Raw genomic sequence first — 15,712 nt, forward strand, 5'->3', positions numbered from 1 at the left:
TCATGATAGGTGCGCGGCATCCGGCGCCGAGGGCTCCACGATGCGCCCGCCCGATGCGGCACGCGGGCCGAACATGCCCCGCCGCACCCGTGCGCGGATGACGACCTCGGCCACCACGAGGTTGATCGCCCACCCGAGCGCCATGAGCACGGTGTACGCGACCTCGCCGGGCTCGCCCACCACGAGTGCCCACGGCAGGATCGTGAGCACCTGCGTGCCGGCGCCGAGCCCGATCGCGTACGCGCGCGTCATCCACGCGCTGTGCGTCGCGACGTCGCCGCGCCTGATGGCGAGCACCGCCACGATGATCGCCGCCGCCATCGCCGGCGCGAGCACCACGCGGATCACCATGAGCGCGACCCCGCTGTTCGCCGGCAGGTCGTACGCCACCGCCATCCAGAGCCCGGATGCCGCGGACACGAGCCCTGCGGGCGCCACCACCCGCCCGGCCAGCCGATGCCAGCGACGCCGCCGCAGCGACGGAGCGAACTGCAGGGCGCCGAGCAACAGGAACACCGTGGACCCGATGATGTGCGCGATCACGGGAACGGGGGAGTCGAAGAAGCGGGCGTTCTCGGCGGTGACCTCGGCGCCCGAGCCGAGCTGCGCGAGCCGACTCGAGCCCGCCGCCATCGGCACGAGCGTGAGGGCGATGAGTCCCGCCGGTGCGAGCCACTCGGGGCGGTGGTGGCGGCGGTGGCGGCGTGCCGTCCCGGCGTTCGAAGTCTGGGTCATGCGTCGATGCTCGTCGTCGGCGTGTGCAGACGCATCGGCCCGCCGGCCGGACCTGCATCGGCCGATCGGCCGATCGGCCGAGACCGTGGGACCGGCACCGGGAGGACCCGAAGGCTAGCAGGCCGACCTGTCGCGCAGGGCCACCGCGGGTTCACGTCGGGGCCACCGCGGGGCAAGGGGCGAGACATCCGGCCCGGATTCGATGGAGTACGGCATTCGGGCGGCAGACGGTGCACCTGCGGGCGACCGGAGGGGCATCGCGCATGCGCGCCCTCCGGAGCGACGAAGGAATGACGATGACGAAGACGAAGACGACGGCGACGCGATGGGGGAGGCGAGCCGCGGCATCCGCGCTCATGCTCGCCCTCGTCGGCGGAGCGATCGCGGCGCCGGCCGCCGCGTTCGCCGCCGATGAGACCGCACCCGACGTGCCCACGGCACCGGTCGTGACGGGCGAGACGACCTGGCGCTACCTCGACGACGGCAGCGACCCCGTGAAGGGCGATGCGAACCTGCGGGCCTGGACCACCGGCGCGTTCGACGACTCGGCCTGGAAGTCCGCGGCGGGCAGCTTCGGCGCCAAGGGCGGCAAGCTCGCCGCCGTCGGCCCGCGCATGCCGAAGACCCTGCTGAACCAGTACCTCGACGGCGTGAAGGCGCCCGACGTGCCGACGTTCTTCTTCCGCACGAGCTTCACGCTCGAGGCCGGCGTCGCCGACCGGGTCGACCAGGTGCTCGGCGACGTCGTCTACGACGACGGCGCCATCGTGTGGATCAACGGCCAGAAGGTCGCCGGCCTCAGCGACGAGCGGGTCACCGGCACCACGAACCAGGAGTACGCCGGCGCCGGCATGTCCGACCCGCTCGCCGCGAGCTTCGCGGCCGACGGCGACGTGCTCGTCGACGGTGTCAACACGGTCGCCGTCGCGCTCTACCAGGACCGCGAGACCAGCAGCGACATCTACCTCGACGTGACCTCGCTGCGGCTGACCGAGGCCGCCGGACCCGTCGAGCCGGTGAGCGCGCCGCCGTCGCGCGTCATCCTCACGCCGACCGCCACCCCCGAGACGTCGCAGTCGTTCTCGTGGCTCGCGGGCGACGCGACGCAGACCACGGGACACGTCGAGATCCGCCCGACGGCCGGCGGCGACATCCGCTCGATCGACGCGTATGCGGCCGGCTCCGTGAACGGCAACCCGCTGCAGCACTTCTCCGCCACGGTCGACGGCCTCGCCGCCGGCACCGCGTACACCTACCGCGTCGGCACCGACACGGGCTGGAGCCCGTGGACCGAGTTCACGACCGCCGACCCGAAGGACGACGAGTTCCAGTTCGTCTACTACGGCGACGCGCAGATCGGCCTCGACACCACCTGGCCGAAGGTCGTGGCCATGGCCGAGGCATCCGCCCCCGACTCGATCGGATCGGTGCACGCCGGCGACCTCATCGACAGCGCCAGCAACGAGACCCAGTGGGTCAACTGGTTCAAGGGAATGCAGACCTCGGCCGCGACGACCAACGTCATGGCCGCCCCCGGCAACCACGAGTACTCGGGCGACAAGCTCCTGAAGTCGTGGAAGGCGAACTTCGAGTACCCGCACAACAACCCGACGACCGAGACCGTCGGCGCCCTCGCCGACCTCGCCGACGGTGACACCGACGTCGCGAAGCAGTACGCCGCATACTTCGCGCACTGGACCCAGTTCGCCACCGAGACGGTGTACTTCACCGACTACCAGGGCGTGCGCTTCATCACGCTGAACGCGACCCGGGACGCGACGTTCCTGACGCCCGACAACCTCCCGGCCTGCGCCGGCGCCGACTGCCCGTCGACGAAGCTCTCGTCGCTCTGGCCCGAGTTCCAGGCGGCATGGCTCGACCACGTGCTCGAGCAGAGCCCGTCGAAGTGGAACGTCGTGACCTTCCACCAGCCGGTCTACTCGGCCTCCGAAGGCCGCAACGAGCCCGAGCTGCGCAAGTACTGGGTGCCCGTGTTCCAGAAGCACGACATCGACCTCGTCATGATGGGCCACGACCACACCTACGCCCGTGGTTACAACAACGACGACGTCACTGAGACGGCCGGCATCACCGACGGCCCCGTCTACATCGTCTCCAACTCGGGCGCGAAGCACTACGAGCTCGAGACCGACGCGAAGAACGTCTGGACCAACAACAACGCCACCCAGGTGCTGCGCGGCGCCGGCGTCACGACCTACCAGGTCATCGACGTCTCGAACGACCAGCTGCACTACCGGTCGTACCTCGCGGAGAAGACGGCGGATGCCACCACCGACCTCCCGGTCGGCGCGGTGTACGACGAGTTCACCGTGACGAAGACGGATGCCGGCGAGAAGTGGGTCACCGAGGCGGGCGTCGAGCCGCCCGTCGAGGAGCCCGACACCACCCGCCCCGAGGTCTCGCTCGTCTCGCCGACCGTCGTCGGACCGTTCCGGGAGCTTTCGGTGCAGGTCGACGCGACCGACGACCGCGGCCTGCAGCGCATCGTCGCGAACATCTACCAGGACGGCAAGCTCGTCAAGAGCACGCAGTCCAAGGTCGAGGGCGGCGCGAAGGTCGGCTCGCACACGGCGAAGGTGGCGCTGGCCTCCGGCGACTACACCGTCAAGTACAACGCGCAGGACCTCGCCGGCAACATCTCCAAGACGAGCACCTTCGCGTTCACGATCGACGCCGTCAAGCCGACGGTCACCGTGAAGGACGGCGCCTCGTACACCGTCGCGAAGGGTGCGGGGTACTCGCTCGTCAGCTTCAAGCTGTACGACGCGGGCAAGATCGACCGCGTCGAGCTCAACGGCAAGGTCAAGGACCTCTCGAACAACGCCTGGTCCGACGTGAACTACGTCAAGCCCGGCGTGTTCGGTGCGGTCGCAGGGCTGAACACCCTCGTCGTCTACGACGTCGCCGGCAACGCGACGACGCAGACGTTCACGCTCGGCTGAGTTCGGGCGGGCGTCTGAACGGCCCATGAGAATCGCGGATGCCGCGGCAGCACGTGCTGCCGCGGCATCCGCCGTGTTCCGAGCGGGCGGGTCAGACCAGGGCGAGCAGGAGGCCCTGAATCAGGCTCACCACGGCGCCGAGCACCACGACCGCGCCGAGCGCCGTACCTGCGCCGGCGAGAGCCTTGGGCGCGTTCTTCTGCAGGAGCGCGAGGACGCCGATGACGAGCGCAGCCGCACCGAGCACGAACGCGATCGCGGTAGCGATCAACTGCACGGGCTGCAGCCCCGCGTAGCCCACCGAACTCAGCAGCAGGACGAAGACGAACTGCATGAGGAACTGGAGCAGGTTCGCCGCGGTCCCGGCGACGAACGACACCATGGCGAGCGGAGACGGGCGCGCGGGGGTCGGTGCGCCGACGGATGCGGACGAGGGGATGGATTCGGGGCTGGTCACCCCGAGATTCTGGCAGATGGCTCAGGCGGTCGGACCGTCGGCGCCGTGCAGGCCCACCACGAGCCGCGTGATGTCGCGCACGAGATCCAGCGGCAGGGGTTTGGAGTAGGGCAGGTTGACGGTGTCCTTCGCCGCCCGCCACGGCGCGATGCGCTCCTCGAGCTCGCCGTCGGTGTGCGGCACGGGGTAGAGGCCGATGTGGTGCTTCCAGCCCGCGAAATGCAGCCAGTAGCGGCCCCGGATCGAGACGCCCGGAATGTCGTAGCGGAGCTTCTCCTCGGCGTCGGGCAGCACGTCGTGGATCGCCGCACGCACCGCGGCGAGGCGCTCGGCGGGCTCGCCCTCGAACGTGGCGAGGTACTCGTCGACCGTGGTGGGCTTGGCGGGCTTGTCGTTCATGCGATGTCCTCCACTCGGAGTCCGCCGCGCCAGCCGGCGCCGACGGGAATGCGCTGCTCGGCGATGCGCCCGGTGCGGGCGAACTCGACCCAGGCCGAGCGCAGCGCGGCGCCCGCCTCGACGAGCGTGCCGGCCCCGTCGGGGTCGAGCAGGGCCGCACGCGACCAGGCGGCCTCGTTCGGGAACAGCAGCGGCAGCTCGATCGCGTGCGCGGCGCCGAGCGGGCTGCCATCGGGCCGACCGTCGAAGACGCCGACCTGCACCGAGGCGCCGGCCTGCGCGAGCAGCTTCGCGAACCGGCGGCCGTCTCGGGAGTAGACGGACCTGGTCGTGGCGTTCACGACCACACGGCGGGCGAGCGCGCCGATCAGTGGCACGCGGAACAGCCGCTCGAGCCTCGGCACGGTGCCGAGGTAGAACATCGTCTCCTCGGTGGTCCACGTGACGAGCACCTCGAGACCCGGTGCCCGGCGGATCCACGCCGCGGGGATGTCGGCCTCGACGGGCAGGGGCGCGCGGCCGTACTCGGTGCCGAAGGCCATGCTCGAGCGGAGCCCGAACCCCGAACCCGCCTGCTTCGCGACGAGTTGCAGCGCACCGAGCTCGTCGGTCGTGGCATCCGCCGGGATCTCGCCGATGGCCGCGCGCATCTTCGCCTGCATCTCGTCGCGGTCGGTGCGGATGCCGAAGGGCGCGCTCTGCAGCACGACCCGCGTGATCAGCCCGTCGGTGCCGTCGGCGGCGAGCACGTGCGCGAGCGCGTCGGCGCCCGACGACTGCCCGAACACCGTGACCTGCTCGGGGTCGCCGCCGAAGCCGGCGATATGCTCGCGCACCCAGCGGAGCGCGGTGATGACGTCGAGCAGCCCGAGGTTCGCGGGCCGGTGCGTGCCGCCGACTGCTCCGCCTGGGGCCCTGCCGGTCGCGGTGTCGGGGGTGCCGTCGCCGATGAACCCGAGCAGTCCGAGCCGGAATGTGGGCGCCACGACGAGCACGCCGTGCTCGCGCGCGAGCGCCGACGGGTCGAATCCGGGCAGGTCGCCCGCGTTCGAGACGTGGGCGCCGCCGTGGATCCACACCATGACCGGCACCGGGCCGTCGAGGTCGGCGGGGCGCGTGATCGTGACGCGAAGGCAGTCCTCGTCGAAGGTGGCGCCCTCGAGCGGTTCGCCGAGCACGGCCGCGCTCGGGCTCGGCGGCTGCGGGCACGCGATCGTCGTGAACTGCAGGTCGGCGGATGACGCGGGGTCGGGGTCGACGGCCTCGGCGGGCGCGAACCGGGCGGCCCGCGCGTAGCGGATGTTGCGGATGCGCTGCACGCCGTCGTCCTCGACGGCCAGGAACGCGCCCCACGGCGTCTCGACGTTGGCGAGGTCGGGGAGCCGGTCCTGTGCTCGCGCGGAGAGGTCGGTCATCGCACGATTCTGCCGCAGGAGGGGGCTCCGCGGCCATCATCACGTGCGACCGGAATCGTGCGCGGCGGCCATCCGCCGGGTTCGATCCTGGTCAGACGGCGTCGCGGCGATCGGCGGAAGGGGCCGGTCCGCCGCGGGCACCGATGCGGTGGATCAGGCGACGTCGGCCGCGTCGGCCGGGTCGGGAGCGCTCGCGAGGTCGCTCGCGACATCCGCGTACTCGGTGTCGACGAGGATCGGCAGGTGATCGCTCGAGCCGCGCGGCAGGGTCTCGACCTTGCGGATCGTGAAGCCCGCCGAGGTCGCGAGGTCGAAGTGGCCGCGGAAGAACTTGTAGCGCGTGTAGGTGCGGCTGTCGCTGAGCGTCAGGTCGTAGCCCGCCTCGCGCACCTTCTCGGCGAGGTTGTCCTTGAAGATCGGGTAGTTGTAGTCGCCGACCATGAGGGTCGGCAGGTTCGGGCCGAGCAGTTGCAGCTCGCCGAGCGCGGCCTTGATCTGGTGGCGGCGGAGCGAGTTCAGCGCCGTGAGTGGAGCGGCGTGGAACGACGCCACGATCGCCTCGCGCTCGTGCACGCGGTCGAACACGAGGGCGCCCAGCAGTCGCTCATGAGCGGGCCGCAGCACGCGGTCGTGCATCGACTTCTTCAGGGCGACCGTGCGGAGCTTCCGAACCTCGATGCGGTCGGGCCGGTAGTAGACGGCGAGGCCGAGGCGGCTGCCGACGGTCGAGTGCGCGAGGCGAAGCCGACCGACGTGCTCGGCGAGGTCGAGCGTGTCGCATTCCTGCAGGCACACGACGTCGGGCGAGTAGCGCTCATCGAGCGCCGCGAGTTCGGAGATCGCGCGATGCTTGCGGAGGTTGTAGCTGATCACCAGCATCCGATCAGAATATGACCTCGTCGTGTTTTCGGCTGGGGGTTGCGTGGCATTTCACGACGTGTTCACAGGTGCACCGGAGTGGCAGGATGGCAGGCATGCTGCGTCGCGATGTCGGGAGCCCGTCATGAGCGAGGTCGTCGACGCCCGCGCCGAACTCCTCGCCCTCTGTGAACGGGGCATCACGTGGCACACCGACGTGCCCCGGTGGGCGACGGATGCCGCAGACCGGCGCCCGGCCGCCGTGCTCGTGCTCTTCGGGGTGCTCGACGACCTGCCGGCGAGGGCCGGCGCCACGGCGCACGACACCGCATCCGCGCCGGTCGCCCGCGACCTCGACGTGCTGCTGCTGCGCCGGGCGTCGACGCTCGGCAGCCACCCGGGCCAGATCGCGTTCCCCGGCGGGCGCATCGAGGAGTCCGACGACGGGCCCGTCGCCGGAGCGCTCCGCGAGGCCGCCGAGGAGACCGGCGTCGATCCGGCCGACGTCGAGCCGCTCGGCACGCTCGCCCCGCTTCCGGTGCCGGTGAGCAATCACCTCGTGACGCCGGTGCCCGGCTGGTGGATGAGGCCGTCGGAGGTCGCGGCCGTCGATCACGACGAGTCGGTCGAGGTGTTCCGGGTGCCGGTGGCCGACCTGCTCGACCCGGCCAATCGCGGCAGCACCGAGATCACCTTCGGCGGCAAGGTCTACCGCGGGCCCGCGTTCACCGTGGGCGGTCGCGTCGTGTGGGGCTTCACCGCGCTCGTGCTCGCCCGCATGTTCGACGAGCTCGGGTGGACCGAGCCGTGGAACGAGGATCGCATCGTGGAGCGCGACGACCTGTCGCAGTGAATGGGGGGAGCGGCATGAGGATCGCCGTCGCCGGTCTCGCTGCCCGGCAAGCAGTTCGCCGCCATGCGCCGCGGCGAGACGCTGCCCGGCCCCAACGCCGTGCTCGCGACGCAGACGTTCGACGCCTGGCTCGGCGAGCACGCGACCCGCGCTACGGCGTGATCTCGTCGAGGTAGGCGTGGGCCTCGACCGTGATCGAGGCCCATCGATCCACGCCGTCGGCGTATGGCACGACGGCCCACTCGCGCATCGGCCGGCCGCGCATGACCATGTTGTCGAGCCGCAGCTCCTCGATGCGCTCCTCCGGCAGCTTCACGACGAGGCGCCCGTCGGTCGCGACGAACGCGAAGAGCTTGCCCCGCACCGAGTAGCCCTCCGAGCCGAACATGCGGCCGACCGCGACATCCGATCGCTCCCTGAGCTCGGTGGTGACCTGTTCGAGCCGCTCGAGCCCCCGCGCGCGATCGTCCATGGGGCGAGGGTACGCCGTCGCCCGGCCGGCCGGTACGCCGTCGGCGGGTCAGCCGTTCGCGCCCGGGTCGAGCCGCACCATCCACCGGGCGGGCTCGGCGATCGGCTCGAAGCCGAACTTCGCGTAGAGGCCGTGCGCGTCGGCGGTCGCGAGCATCATGCGGCGCAGGCCCAGCGGCTCGAGGTCGGCGACCACGCCCTCGATGAGCCCGACGCCCACGCCGTTGCCCCGCGCCGACGGATCGACGTACACGTCGCACAGCCAGGCGAACGTCGCACCGTCGGTGACGACGCGTGCGTACGCGACCTGTGCGCCGGATGCCTCGTCGAAGACGCCGTAGTTGCGGGATCCGTCGATGGCGGCCTCCTGGCGCTCGCGCGGGCGGCCGAGCGCCCAGTATGCGTCGGTCGAGAGCCAGCGGTGCACTCGCTCGCGGTCGAGGTCGTCGGGGTCGGCGGAGAAGCGGAATCCGGGCTGCATCCCACCATCATCGGGCATCCGCGGTTCCCGTCGGAGCCGCCCACGCGCCGACGCTACTTCGACATGTCGAAGCCCGTGACCGCCTCACCGGCCTGCGAGTACACGAGCAGCACGGCCCCATTCGGGAACGGCCTGGGCGGCTCTACCGGCGTGAACGCCGCCGGAACGCCGAAGTCGCCGTCGAAGAGCCGCTTGCCCGAGCCGAGCGCGACGGGATACAGGTAGAGGTTCAGGCGGTCGACGAGACCCGCCGCGATGAGCGACCGCGCGAGGTCGCCGCTGCCCACGACGTGGATGTCCTCGAAGCGGTCCTTGAGCGCCCGCACCTCCTCGACGTCCGAGAGGGCCGTCGTGCCCTCCCACCCCGGATCCGAGAGCGTGCGCGAGACGACGAACTTCGGCATCCCGTTGAACTTCACGGCGATCGGCTCGTCACCCCGGTGGGGCCAGAACGCGGCGAAGATGTCGTAGGTGCGGCGGCCGAGCAGCAGGGCGTCCATGCGGTCGATGCCCTCGCCGATCGCGGCGCCGTTCTCGTCGTCGAGGTAGTGCCCCTGCCAACCGCCGAACGCGAAGCCGCCCGACTCGTCCTCATCAGGGCCCCCGGGACCCTGGTAGACCCCGTCGAGCGTGATGAACAGGTCGACCGAGATGGTTCCCATGATGCTCCCTCGCAGTTCCGTGGTCGCCGGTCGCCCGGCTCGCGCGTCGCCCCGGCGGGCGTCGGCGCGACCCATCATAGGAAACGCATCGTCGCTCCACAGGGGGTTGCGGGATGCCCGGGACACACTCGCTGCATGCCCCAGCACGACAGCCGGGCCCGCGAGAGGAGCACGACATGACGACCGACCCCCGCTGGATCGACGAGCACGGCGACGAGATCGACGAGGACCACCGCGGGCTCGTCTACGACATCCGCACGCTCGTCGACCGCAGGCGCGCCCTCGGCATCTTCGGCGGCGTCGGCCTCACCGCGCTGCTCGCGGCGTGCTCGGCCGATCCGCCCGAGCAGACGGCGAGCGCCGCGCCGAGGGCGTCGGCCTCGGCATCCGCGACCCCCTCGCCGTCGGCGTCGGCCGCGGCATCCGGACCGCTCGACGAGGTGCCCGACGAGACGGGCGGCCCCTACCCGGCCGACGGCTCGAACGGTGTCAACGTGCTCGACGACTCGGGCATCGTGCGCCGCGACATCCGCTCGTCGTTCGGATCGTCGTCGACGGTCGCCCAGGGCGTCCCGCTCACGATCGCGCTCACGGTGCGGGATGCCGCGACCGGCAGCGCGCTCGTCGGCGCCGGCGTGTACCTCTGGCACTGCGACCGCGACGGCGGCTACTCGCTGTACTCGAACGGGCTCGAGGGCGAGAACTACCTGCGCGGCGTGCAGCAGACCGACGCGAACGGCACGGTGACCTTCACCTCGATCTACCCGGCCTGCTACACGGGCCGCTGGCCGCACATCCACTTCGAGGTCTACTCGGACGTCGCGACCGCCGTCGCGAGCGGCCCCATCGTGAAGACCTCGCAGATCGCGCTGCCCGAGGAGGCGAACGCCCTCGTCTACGCGACCGCCGGCTACGAGCAGAGCGTGCGCAACATGGCGCAGACGAGCCTCGCGAGCGACAACGTGTTCAGCGACGACGGCGGCATCCACCAGATCGCGAACATGTCGGGCTCGGTCGCCGCCGGGTATGCGGCGGCGCTCACGATCGGGGTGTGAGCGGGTTCGGAGCGGTGCGGATGTCGCGGGCCGGCGCCTGCGGTGCGGATGCCGGTGGCAGGTGCCTCGGCGTCAGCGGGCTCTGAACCGCCGAACGGCCTCGGTCGCCACCTCGTGGTCGATGACATCGGGTTCGCCCGAGACCGTGATCGTGCCGACGAGCTCGCCCTTGACGCGGATCGGCAGCGAGCCGCCGTGCGCCCGCAGGGCGTCGTGGTCGACGTCGTCGCGCTCGCCGAACGGCGTGCCGGCCTCGTCGTGGCGTCGCCGCACGAGCAGCGACGGCTCGCCGAACCGCTCGACCACGGCGGCCTTGCCCGCCAGCCACTCGTCGTTGTCGGGCCCGGTCTCGCGCAGCTTCGCCTGGAACACGAGGTCGCCCCGCAGCACCACGCGCACCGCCAGGTTGAGCCGCCGCTGGCGGATCACCTCGATGGCGGTGACCCCGAGGTCGACCGCATCGTCGTTGACGAAGGCGTCGACGTCGAGTTGCGGTTGCGCCTCGAGATCGGCGACGGTGAAGACGGGAAGTTCGGACATGAAGTCTCCTCACGGGCGGGCTGGGCCAAGAGTAGTGGCGGCGACGCCGTTCGGGCGAGCGGATGTCGGCGAGCGTCGGGTGAGACGGCGACGGCGGTTGCGACGTCGGCGGTGGGTGCGAGACTGGCCACGTGCTGCTCGCAGAGCTCGTCACCACTGCCCAGGCCGTCACCGCCACGCGATCGCGGCTGGCGAAGATCGAGGCGCTCGCCGACCTCCTCGCGAGGCTCGAGCCCGACGAGGTCGTGCCCGCGATCGGCCTGCTCGTCGGCAAGCCCCGCCAGGGGCGGCTCGGCGTCGGGTGGAGGGGCGTCGCATCCGCCACGTCGTCGACGACGCCCGCGGCCGAGGCGACGCTCACCGTCGACGGGCTCGACGCTGCGTTCGAGCGGCTGGCCGCGGCATCCGGCACAGGGTCGAGCCTCGACCGCACCCGCGAGCTGCACGACCTGCTCGCGGCGGCGACGGCCGACGAGCAGGAGTTCATCGCCAGGGCGCTGCTCGGCGAGATGCGAACCGGCGCGCTCGCGGGCGTGCTCGCCGACGCGGTCGCGAAGGCCGCCGACCGCCCGCCGGCGAGCGTGCGGCGAGCGGCGATGCTGCAGGGCGACCTCGGCGCCACGGCCCTGCTCGCGCTCACCGGCACGGCCGACGAGCTCGAGGCGGTCGGCCTCGTGGTCGGGCGCCCGGTGCAGCCCATGCTCGCGGCGACCGCGTCGAGCGCCGCCGCCGCCCTCGAGACCACGGGCGAGGCCTCCGTCGAGTACAAGCTCGACGGCGCGCGCATCCAGGTGCACCGACGCGGCGACGACGTGCGCGTGTACACCCGCAACCTCGCCGACGTGACCCACCGGCTGCCAGAGGTCGTCGACGTGGTGCGCTCGCTGCCCGTGCGCGACGTGATCCTCGACGGCGAGACGCTCGCGCTCGACGAAGATGGCGGGCCGCGCCCGTTCCAAGAGACGATGTCGCGCTTCGGTGCCGATGCCGCGCGCGAGACGCTGCTGCATCCGTGGTTCTTCGACGTGCTGCACGTCGACGGGCGCGACCTGCTCGACGAGCCGTTGTCGACGCGCATCGCCGAGCTCGAGCGCATCGCGTCGTCGCACCGCATCCCCGGCGAGATCACCGCCGACCCCGAGGTCGCCGAACGCGTCTCCCGCGAGGCGCTCGCCGCGGGCCAGGAGGGCGTCGTCGTCAAGGCGATCGACGCGCCCTACGCTGCCGGCCGCCGCGGCGCGAGCTGGATCAAGGTCAAGCCCGTGCACACGTACGACCTCGTGGTGCTCGCCTGCGAATGGGGCTCCGGCCGGCGCACGGGCCTGCTGTCGAACCTGCATCTCGGGGCGCTCGACGCGGTCGGCGAGTTCGGCGAGCCCGGGTCGTTCGTCATGGTCGGCAAGACGTTCAAGGGCCTCACCGACGAACTGCTGCGCTGGCAGACCGAGCGGTTCCCCGAGATCGAGACCCGCCGCACCGCGAACACGGTCTTCGTCGAGCCGATCACCGTCGTCGAGATCGCGATCGACGGCGTGCAGCGCTCCAGTCGCTACCCGGGCGGCATCGCGCTGCGCTTCGCCCGCGTCAAGCGCTATCGCGACGACAAGCCGCCTGCCGAGGCCGACACGATCCAGACCCTGCGCGGCCTGCTGCCCGCCTGACGGTCGCTGAGTCCCGACTCTTCGTTCCCACGACGGCTCGCGGCTTCACGGGAGTTCCGCACGCGGGCGTGAAGCCGCAAGACGTCGTGGGAATGCGGGGTGCGCACACGGCGTGGCGGCGCCCGCGCTCCGGGCGTAGCCTGCGCCTATCGGACGGCGGCGGGGGCCGCACCCGACCTGACATCTGGGGGAGACCATGGCAAGCCTCGTCGTGCACTTCGAGATCCACGCGTCGGAGCCGCAGCGGCTCATCGACTTCTACTCCGAACTGCTGGGCTGGAGCTTCACGCAGTTCGGCGACATCCCGTACTGGTCGATCTCGACCGGCGAGGGCGCGATCGGCAACGTGACCGGCGAGCCGGGGTTCGGCATCAACGGCGGCCTCACGCAGCGGCTCGGCCCGAAACCCGAGGTCGGCGCACCGGTGACCGGGGCGAACTTCGTCGTCGGCGTCGAGGAGATCGACGCGACCTTCGCGAAGGGCCTCGCGCTCGGGGCGATCGAGGCCCTGCCGCTCGACGACATGCAGGGCGTCGGCCGGGTCGGCTACCTGCTCGACCCCGACAACAACGTGTTCGGGCTCATCTCGCCGATCCTCTCCGACGGCACGAGCACGATGGGCCCCGTCGCCGACTGAGGGCTCCGGCCCGGCTCACGCCCCGCGGACGCCACCGAAGCGTTCGGCGAGAGGACGACTTCGGGCGGTTCCGCGGCGTCGGGCACCGCCCGAAGCCGTCCTCTCGGCAACGCCCGGGGTGTTGGGCGCCCGCGCCGTGGCGGAGGGTCACGGTCGCGCAACGACCCCGCGGCGCACGCCCGTGCGCAGGATCCGCTCAGCCGCGCGCTCATATGCTGGAGGCCATGCTCGCGCTCATTCGCCACGGCCAGACCGACTGGAACTTCGCCGGACGGCTGCAGGGACGAACCGACATCCCCCTCAACGCCGTGGGCCGCGCGCAGGCTCGTGCCGCGGCATCCGCCTACGCCGGTGGCTACTGGGAGGCCGTCGTGAGCTCGCCGCTGGGGCGTGCGCGCGAGACCGCGGAGATCCTGGCCGACGCCATCGACCTGCCGTTCACGGGCACGTACGACGAGCTGATCGAGCAGGAGTTCGGCGAGGCCGAGGGCGTTGCCGTCTCCGAGCTGTCGACGCGCTGGCCCGACCGGGCGTTCCCGGGCAAGGAGGCCGACCACGAGGTCGCCGCGCGCGGCGTGCGGGGGCTGCACCGCATCGCCCTCGACCACGACGGCCGGCACGTGCTCGCCATCGCGCACGGCACGTTCATCCGCCAGACGCTCTCGAGCATCTCGGGCCACGACGCCCGCCACTACCCGCGCTTCGACAACCTGTCGTCGTCGGTGCTGCAGTTCGCGAACGCCGAATGGCATGTGCGCACCGTCGCCGACGTGCCGTACCTCGAGGCCGCACTGGCGATCGAGCGCCGTGCGGCAGAGGCCCAGCAGGCCGCGTAGCGCCCACGCGTCGCGCGTGTTTCGGTTCGGAGTCGGAACGCGCGCCGACGGGCTCATGGCCGTCGCGCAGACGTAGACTCCGAAAATGGAGCCACCGGTCAGCACGACTCTGGTCGTGGTCGGCGACGAGGCGTCGCAGGCCATCCGTTCACTCGAGCGCTTTCCGAACGTGCAGGCCGCGAGCCTCACGGATGCCTCGGATGAAGACGTCGTGCGCTGGTCGGCCGCATCCAGTGCACCCTACGTCGTGCACGACCACGATCCGCTCGGACACGTGGCCGCGGCCTGGGTGGAGTTCTTCGACGACCTCTCCACCTTCGGGGTGCTCGAACTCGAGATCGAGCGCGCACTCGATGCCGCCGGGCGGCGCGAGATGAACGTGCCCGACTACTACGTCGTGCTGCATCCCGAGGGGCTGCCGGTCACGTGGAAGCACTGGTGGCTCGGCGTGCTCGCCGCCGAATCGCCGACCCGTGTCATCCCGTGGCCGTCTGCGGATGCCTCGCTCGCGGCACTGCTCCGGCGGCTGCCGACCGGTCGGGCCTGGCCCGAGGTGCAGGCCTGGCTGCCGCGGGTGCCGATGTCGGTGCCCGACCTGGTGGGGCTGCGTGCGCCCGAGGCCCGCGTCGACGGCGAGTCGGGTGCGCCCTCCTGATTCGCGCATGAGCGTCGGGCGAGCCGACGCCCGCCCCGGGTGACCGGTGCGGGCGTCGTGTCGTGCGTCGCGCGTGGATTCAGCGGCATCCGCTCACGCGTCGGCGGGGGTCTCTGCGGTCTGGGCGACCGCGTGCTCGAGCGCCCAGGTGAGGGCGTACTCGGCGACCTCTTCCCAGCCGTCCTGCGAGACGATGCGGTGCGTGCGGCCTGCGAACTCCTGGTACTCGACGACCGAGGGGCTGCCGGTGGCGTGGTACTTCTTCACGATGGCCTTGCCGATGGCCGGCGGCACGACGTGGTCGATCTCGCCGGTGATGACGAGCAGCGGGGCGCGGTCGGCCTTGGCGTAGTCGACGTGGCTGACGCCGCCCTTCTCGTTGAAGGCGCCCGCGACGCCCTCGAAGAACACCCGGTTGTACGAGTTCACCGCGAACTCCTCCCAGATGGCGTCGGATTCGGCCCGCGAGAGGTCGTTGCCGAAGGTGAAGTGGAAGTGGCCCTTCGAGATGGGCTTCGCGCCGTTCTTGTCGAACGGGTTGGCGAGGATCGGGAACCCGGTGCGCAGCGTCGACGGCGGCAGCGTCGTGATGCCGGCCGGCTGCCCGGGGGTGACGCCGACGTAGGCGACGCCGAGGTCGCGGTCGCGGTCGGCGAGCATCTGGGTGAGCAGGCCGCCGAAGGAGTGGCCCATGATGATCGGCTTCTGCGGGAGTGCGCGGATGATGCGCTCGTAGTGGTCGGCGATCTGCTTCAGGCCGATGTTCTTGAGGGCTTCGGGGTTCGAGCGGATGTCGGCGACCTCGCGGTCGTCGATGCCGGGCCATCCCGGGCGGATCACCTGGTGGCCACGGGCTTCGAAGTACTCGGCCCAGGTGTTCCAGCTCTTGGGGGTCATCCAGAGGCCGTGGACGAGGACGATGGGGGTCTTGTCGGTGCTGGTCATGATGCCTTCTCCTGTGGGTCGAACTGACTGCGGTGTAAGTAGAACGACTGGTCTACTTCCTGATGGATCTCAAGGTAGACCCGATTCAC

General features: G+C 71.3%; 17 protein-coding genes. 7 read left to right on the forward strand and 10 right to left on the reverse strand.

What is annotated here, in order from left to right; translation table 11 throughout:
* Positions 1 to 735: a DUF2306 domain-containing protein gene (locus tag ASE68_RS04530; RefSeq protein WP_055855539.1), complete on the reverse strand. Its 735-nt coding sequence runs from the start codon at positions 733 to 735 to the stop codon at positions 1 to 3.
* A gap of 296 nt (positions 736 to 1,031) precedes the next feature.
* Here ASE68_RS04530 and ASE68_RS04535 point away from each other — a divergent pair, with 296 nt between their 5' ends.
* The gene (locus ASE68_RS04535) at positions 1,032 to 3,698 is read left to right on the forward strand and encodes a fibronectin type III domain-containing protein (RefSeq protein WP_082462318.1); all 2,667 of its coding nucleotides are present in this window, start codon (positions 1,032 to 1,034) and stop codon (positions 3,696 to 3,698) included.
* 91 nt (positions 3,699 to 3,789) lie between these two features.
* Here ASE68_RS04535 and ASE68_RS04540 read toward each other — a convergent pair whose 3' ends face one another.
* From ASE68_RS04540 to ASE68_RS04555, 4 genes are all read right to left on the reverse strand, one after another.
* Positions 3,790 to 4,155 carry a hypothetical protein gene (locus ASE68_RS04540; RefSeq protein WP_157421544.1) on the reverse strand — a complete coding sequence of 122 codons (366 nt, stop codon included), beginning with the start codon at positions 4,153 to 4,155 and terminating at the stop codon, positions 3,790 to 3,792.
* A gap of 21 nt (positions 4,156 to 4,176) precedes the next feature.
* A complete protein-coding gene (locus ASE68_RS04545) occupies positions 4,177 to 4,554 on the reverse strand; it encodes an iron chaperone (protein WP_055855543.1) in 378 nt (125 codons plus the stop codon).
* Positions 4,551 to 5,969, reverse strand: a complete 1,419-nt coding sequence (locus ASE68_RS04550; RefSeq protein WP_055855545.1) for a carboxylesterase family protein — start codon at positions 5,967 to 5,969, stop codon at positions 4,551 to 4,553. Before ASE68_RS04550 ends, ASE68_RS04545 begins: the two co-directional genes overlap by 4 nt.
* A 153-nt stretch (positions 5,970 to 6,122) precedes the next feature.
* Positions 6,123 to 6,848, reverse strand: a complete 726-nt coding sequence (locus ASE68_RS04555; protein ID WP_055855547.1) for an endonuclease/exonuclease/phosphatase family protein — start codon at positions 6,846 to 6,848, stop codon at positions 6,123 to 6,125.
* 124 nt (positions 6,849 to 6,972) lie between these two features.
* On the opposite strand from ASE68_RS04555, the gene ASE68_RS04560 reads away from it, so the two are divergent.
* Positions 6,973 to 7,680, forward strand: coding sequence for a CoA pyrophosphatase (locus ASE68_RS04560; RefSeq protein ID WP_055855548.1), 708 nt, complete (start codon positions 6,973 to 6,975; stop codon positions 7,678 to 7,680).
* Between the two features lie 151 nt (positions 7,681 to 7,831).
* On the opposite strand, the gene ASE68_RS04565 is transcribed toward ASE68_RS04560, so the two are convergent.
* Genes ASE68_RS04565 through ASE68_RS04575 form a run of 3 tightly spaced genes read right to left on the reverse strand, consistent with a single transcriptional unit; the run spans position 7,832 to position 9,294 of the window.
* Positions 7,832 to 8,152, reverse strand: coding sequence for a hypothetical protein (locus ASE68_RS04565; protein WP_055855549.1), 321 nt, complete (start codon positions 8,150 to 8,152; stop codon positions 7,832 to 7,834).
* Between the two features lie 48 nt (positions 8,153 to 8,200).
* Complete coding sequence (locus ASE68_RS04570) at positions 8,201 to 8,632, reverse strand: GNAT family N-acetyltransferase (RefSeq protein WP_200921668.1); 432 nt, start codon at positions 8,630 to 8,632, stop codon at positions 8,201 to 8,203.
* 53 nt (positions 8,633 to 8,685) lie between these two features.
* Complete coding sequence (locus ASE68_RS04575; protein ID WP_055860698.1) at positions 8,686 to 9,294, reverse strand: dihydrofolate reductase family protein; 609 nt, start codon at positions 9,292 to 9,294, stop codon at positions 8,686 to 8,688.
* Positions 9,295 to 9,470: 176 nt separating this feature from the next.
* Here ASE68_RS04575 and ASE68_RS04580 point away from each other — a divergent pair, with 176 nt between their 5' ends.
* On the forward strand, positions 9,471 to 10,349 hold the full coding sequence (locus tag ASE68_RS04580; RefSeq protein WP_055855553.1) for an intradiol ring-cleavage dioxygenase: 879 nt from the start codon (positions 9,471 to 9,473) through the stop codon (positions 10,347 to 10,349).
* Positions 10,350 to 10,421: 72 nt separating this feature from the next.
* Here ASE68_RS04580 and ASE68_RS04585 read toward each other — a convergent pair whose 3' ends face one another.
* Positions 10,422 to 10,889: a heme-degrading domain-containing protein gene (locus ASE68_RS04585; protein ID WP_055855554.1), complete on the reverse strand. Its 468-nt coding sequence runs from the start codon at positions 10,887 to 10,889 to the stop codon at positions 10,422 to 10,424.
* Positions 10,890 to 11,020: 131 nt separating this feature from the next.
* Between ASE68_RS04585 and ASE68_RS04590 the strand changes: the two genes are divergently transcribed.
* The 4 genes from ASE68_RS04590 (at position 11,021) to ASE68_RS04605 (ending at position 14,678) form a co-directional block, all read left to right on the forward strand.
* A complete protein-coding gene (locus ASE68_RS04590; protein WP_055855557.1) occupies positions 11,021 to 12,550 on the forward strand; it encodes an ATP-dependent DNA ligase in 1,530 nt (509 codons plus the stop codon).
* A 196-nt stretch (positions 12,551 to 12,746) separates the two neighbouring features.
* Positions 12,747 to 13,187 carry a VOC family protein gene (locus tag ASE68_RS04595; protein ID WP_055855561.1) on the forward strand — a complete coding sequence of 147 codons (441 nt, stop codon included), beginning with the start codon at positions 12,747 to 12,749 and terminating at the stop codon, positions 13,185 to 13,187.
* A 224-nt stretch (positions 13,188 to 13,411) separates the two neighbouring features.
* Positions 13,412 to 14,023, forward strand: coding sequence for a histidine phosphatase family protein (locus ASE68_RS04600; RefSeq protein ID WP_162238247.1), 612 nt, complete (start codon positions 13,412 to 13,414; stop codon positions 14,021 to 14,023).
* Positions 14,024 to 14,108: 85 nt separating this feature from the next.
* Positions 14,109 to 14,678 (forward strand): hypothetical protein, encoded by a 570-nt coding sequence (locus ASE68_RS04605; RefSeq protein WP_157421545.1) that lies wholly within the window; start codon positions 14,109 to 14,111, stop codon positions 14,676 to 14,678.
* A gap of 93 nt (positions 14,679 to 14,771) precedes the next feature.
* Here the strand turns inward: ASE68_RS04605 and ASE68_RS04610 are convergent, their stop codons facing one another.
* Positions 14,772 to 15,623: an alpha/beta hydrolase gene (locus ASE68_RS04610; protein ID WP_055855569.1), complete on the reverse strand. Its 852-nt coding sequence runs from the start codon at positions 15,621 to 15,623 to the stop codon at positions 14,772 to 14,774.
* Between the last annotated feature and the right edge of the window lie 89 nt (positions 15,624 to 15,712).

The sequence above is a fragment of the Agromyces sp. Leaf222 genome (genome assembly GCF_001421565.1).
GTDB lineage: Bacteria > Actinomycetota > Actinomycetes > Actinomycetales > Microbacteriaceae > Agromyces.

Excerpts from the sequence above, each read along its gene's own strand:
- ASE68_RS04530 (WP_055855539.1), bottom strand. The coding sequence starts at position 735 with ATGACCCAGACTTCGAACGCCGGGACGGCACGCCGCCACCGCCGCCAC.
- ASE68_RS04535 (WP_082462318.1), top strand. The coding sequence starts at position 1,032 with ATGACGAAGACGAAGACGACGGCGACGCGATGGGGGAGGCGAGCCGCG.
- ASE68_RS04545 (WP_055855543.1), bottom strand. The coding sequence starts at position 4,554 with ATGAACGACAAGCCCGCCAAGCCCACCACGGTCGACGAGTACCTCGCC.
- ASE68_RS04550 (WP_055855545.1), bottom strand. The coding sequence starts at position 5,969 with ATGACCGACCTCTCCGCGCGAGCACAGGACCGGCTCCCCGACCTCGCC.
- ASE68_RS04555 (WP_055855547.1), bottom strand. The coding sequence starts at position 6,848 with ATGCTGGTGATCAGCTACAACCTCCGCAAGCATCGCGCGATCTCCGAA.
- ASE68_RS04560 (WP_055855548.1), top strand. The coding sequence starts at position 6,973 with ATGAGCGAGGTCGTCGACGCCCGCGCCGAACTCCTCGCCCTCTGTGAA.
- ASE68_RS04565 (WP_055855549.1), bottom strand. The coding sequence starts at position 8,152 with ATGGACGATCGCGCGCGGGGGCTCGAGCGGCTCGAACAGGTCACCACC.
- ASE68_RS04570 (WP_200921668.1), bottom strand. The coding sequence starts at position 8,632 with ATGCAGCCCGGATTCCGCTTCTCCGCCGACCCCGACGACCTCGACCGC.
- ASE68_RS04575 (WP_055860698.1), bottom strand. The coding sequence starts at position 9,294 with ATGGGAACCATCTCGGTCGACCTGTTCATCACGCTCGACGGGGTCTAC.
- ASE68_RS04580 (WP_055855553.1), top strand. The coding sequence starts at position 9,471 with ATGACGACCGACCCCCGCTGGATCGACGAGCACGGCGACGAGATCGAC.
- ASE68_RS04585 (WP_055855554.1), bottom strand. The coding sequence starts at position 10,889 with ATGTCCGAACTTCCCGTCTTCACCGTCGCCGATCTCGAGGCGCAACCG.
- ASE68_RS04595 (WP_055855561.1), top strand. The coding sequence starts at position 12,747 with ATGGCAAGCCTCGTCGTGCACTTCGAGATCCACGCGTCGGAGCCGCAG.
- ASE68_RS04600 (WP_162238247.1), top strand. The coding sequence starts at position 13,412 with ATGCTCGCGCTCATTCGCCACGGCCAGACCGACTGGAACTTCGCCGGA.
- ASE68_RS04605 (WP_157421545.1), top strand. The coding sequence starts at position 14,109 with ATGGAGCCACCGGTCAGCACGACTCTGGTCGTGGTCGGCGACGAGGCG.
- ASE68_RS04610 (WP_055855569.1), bottom strand. The coding sequence starts at position 15,623 with ATGACCAGCACCGACAAGACCCCCATCGTCCTCGTCCACGGCCTCTGG.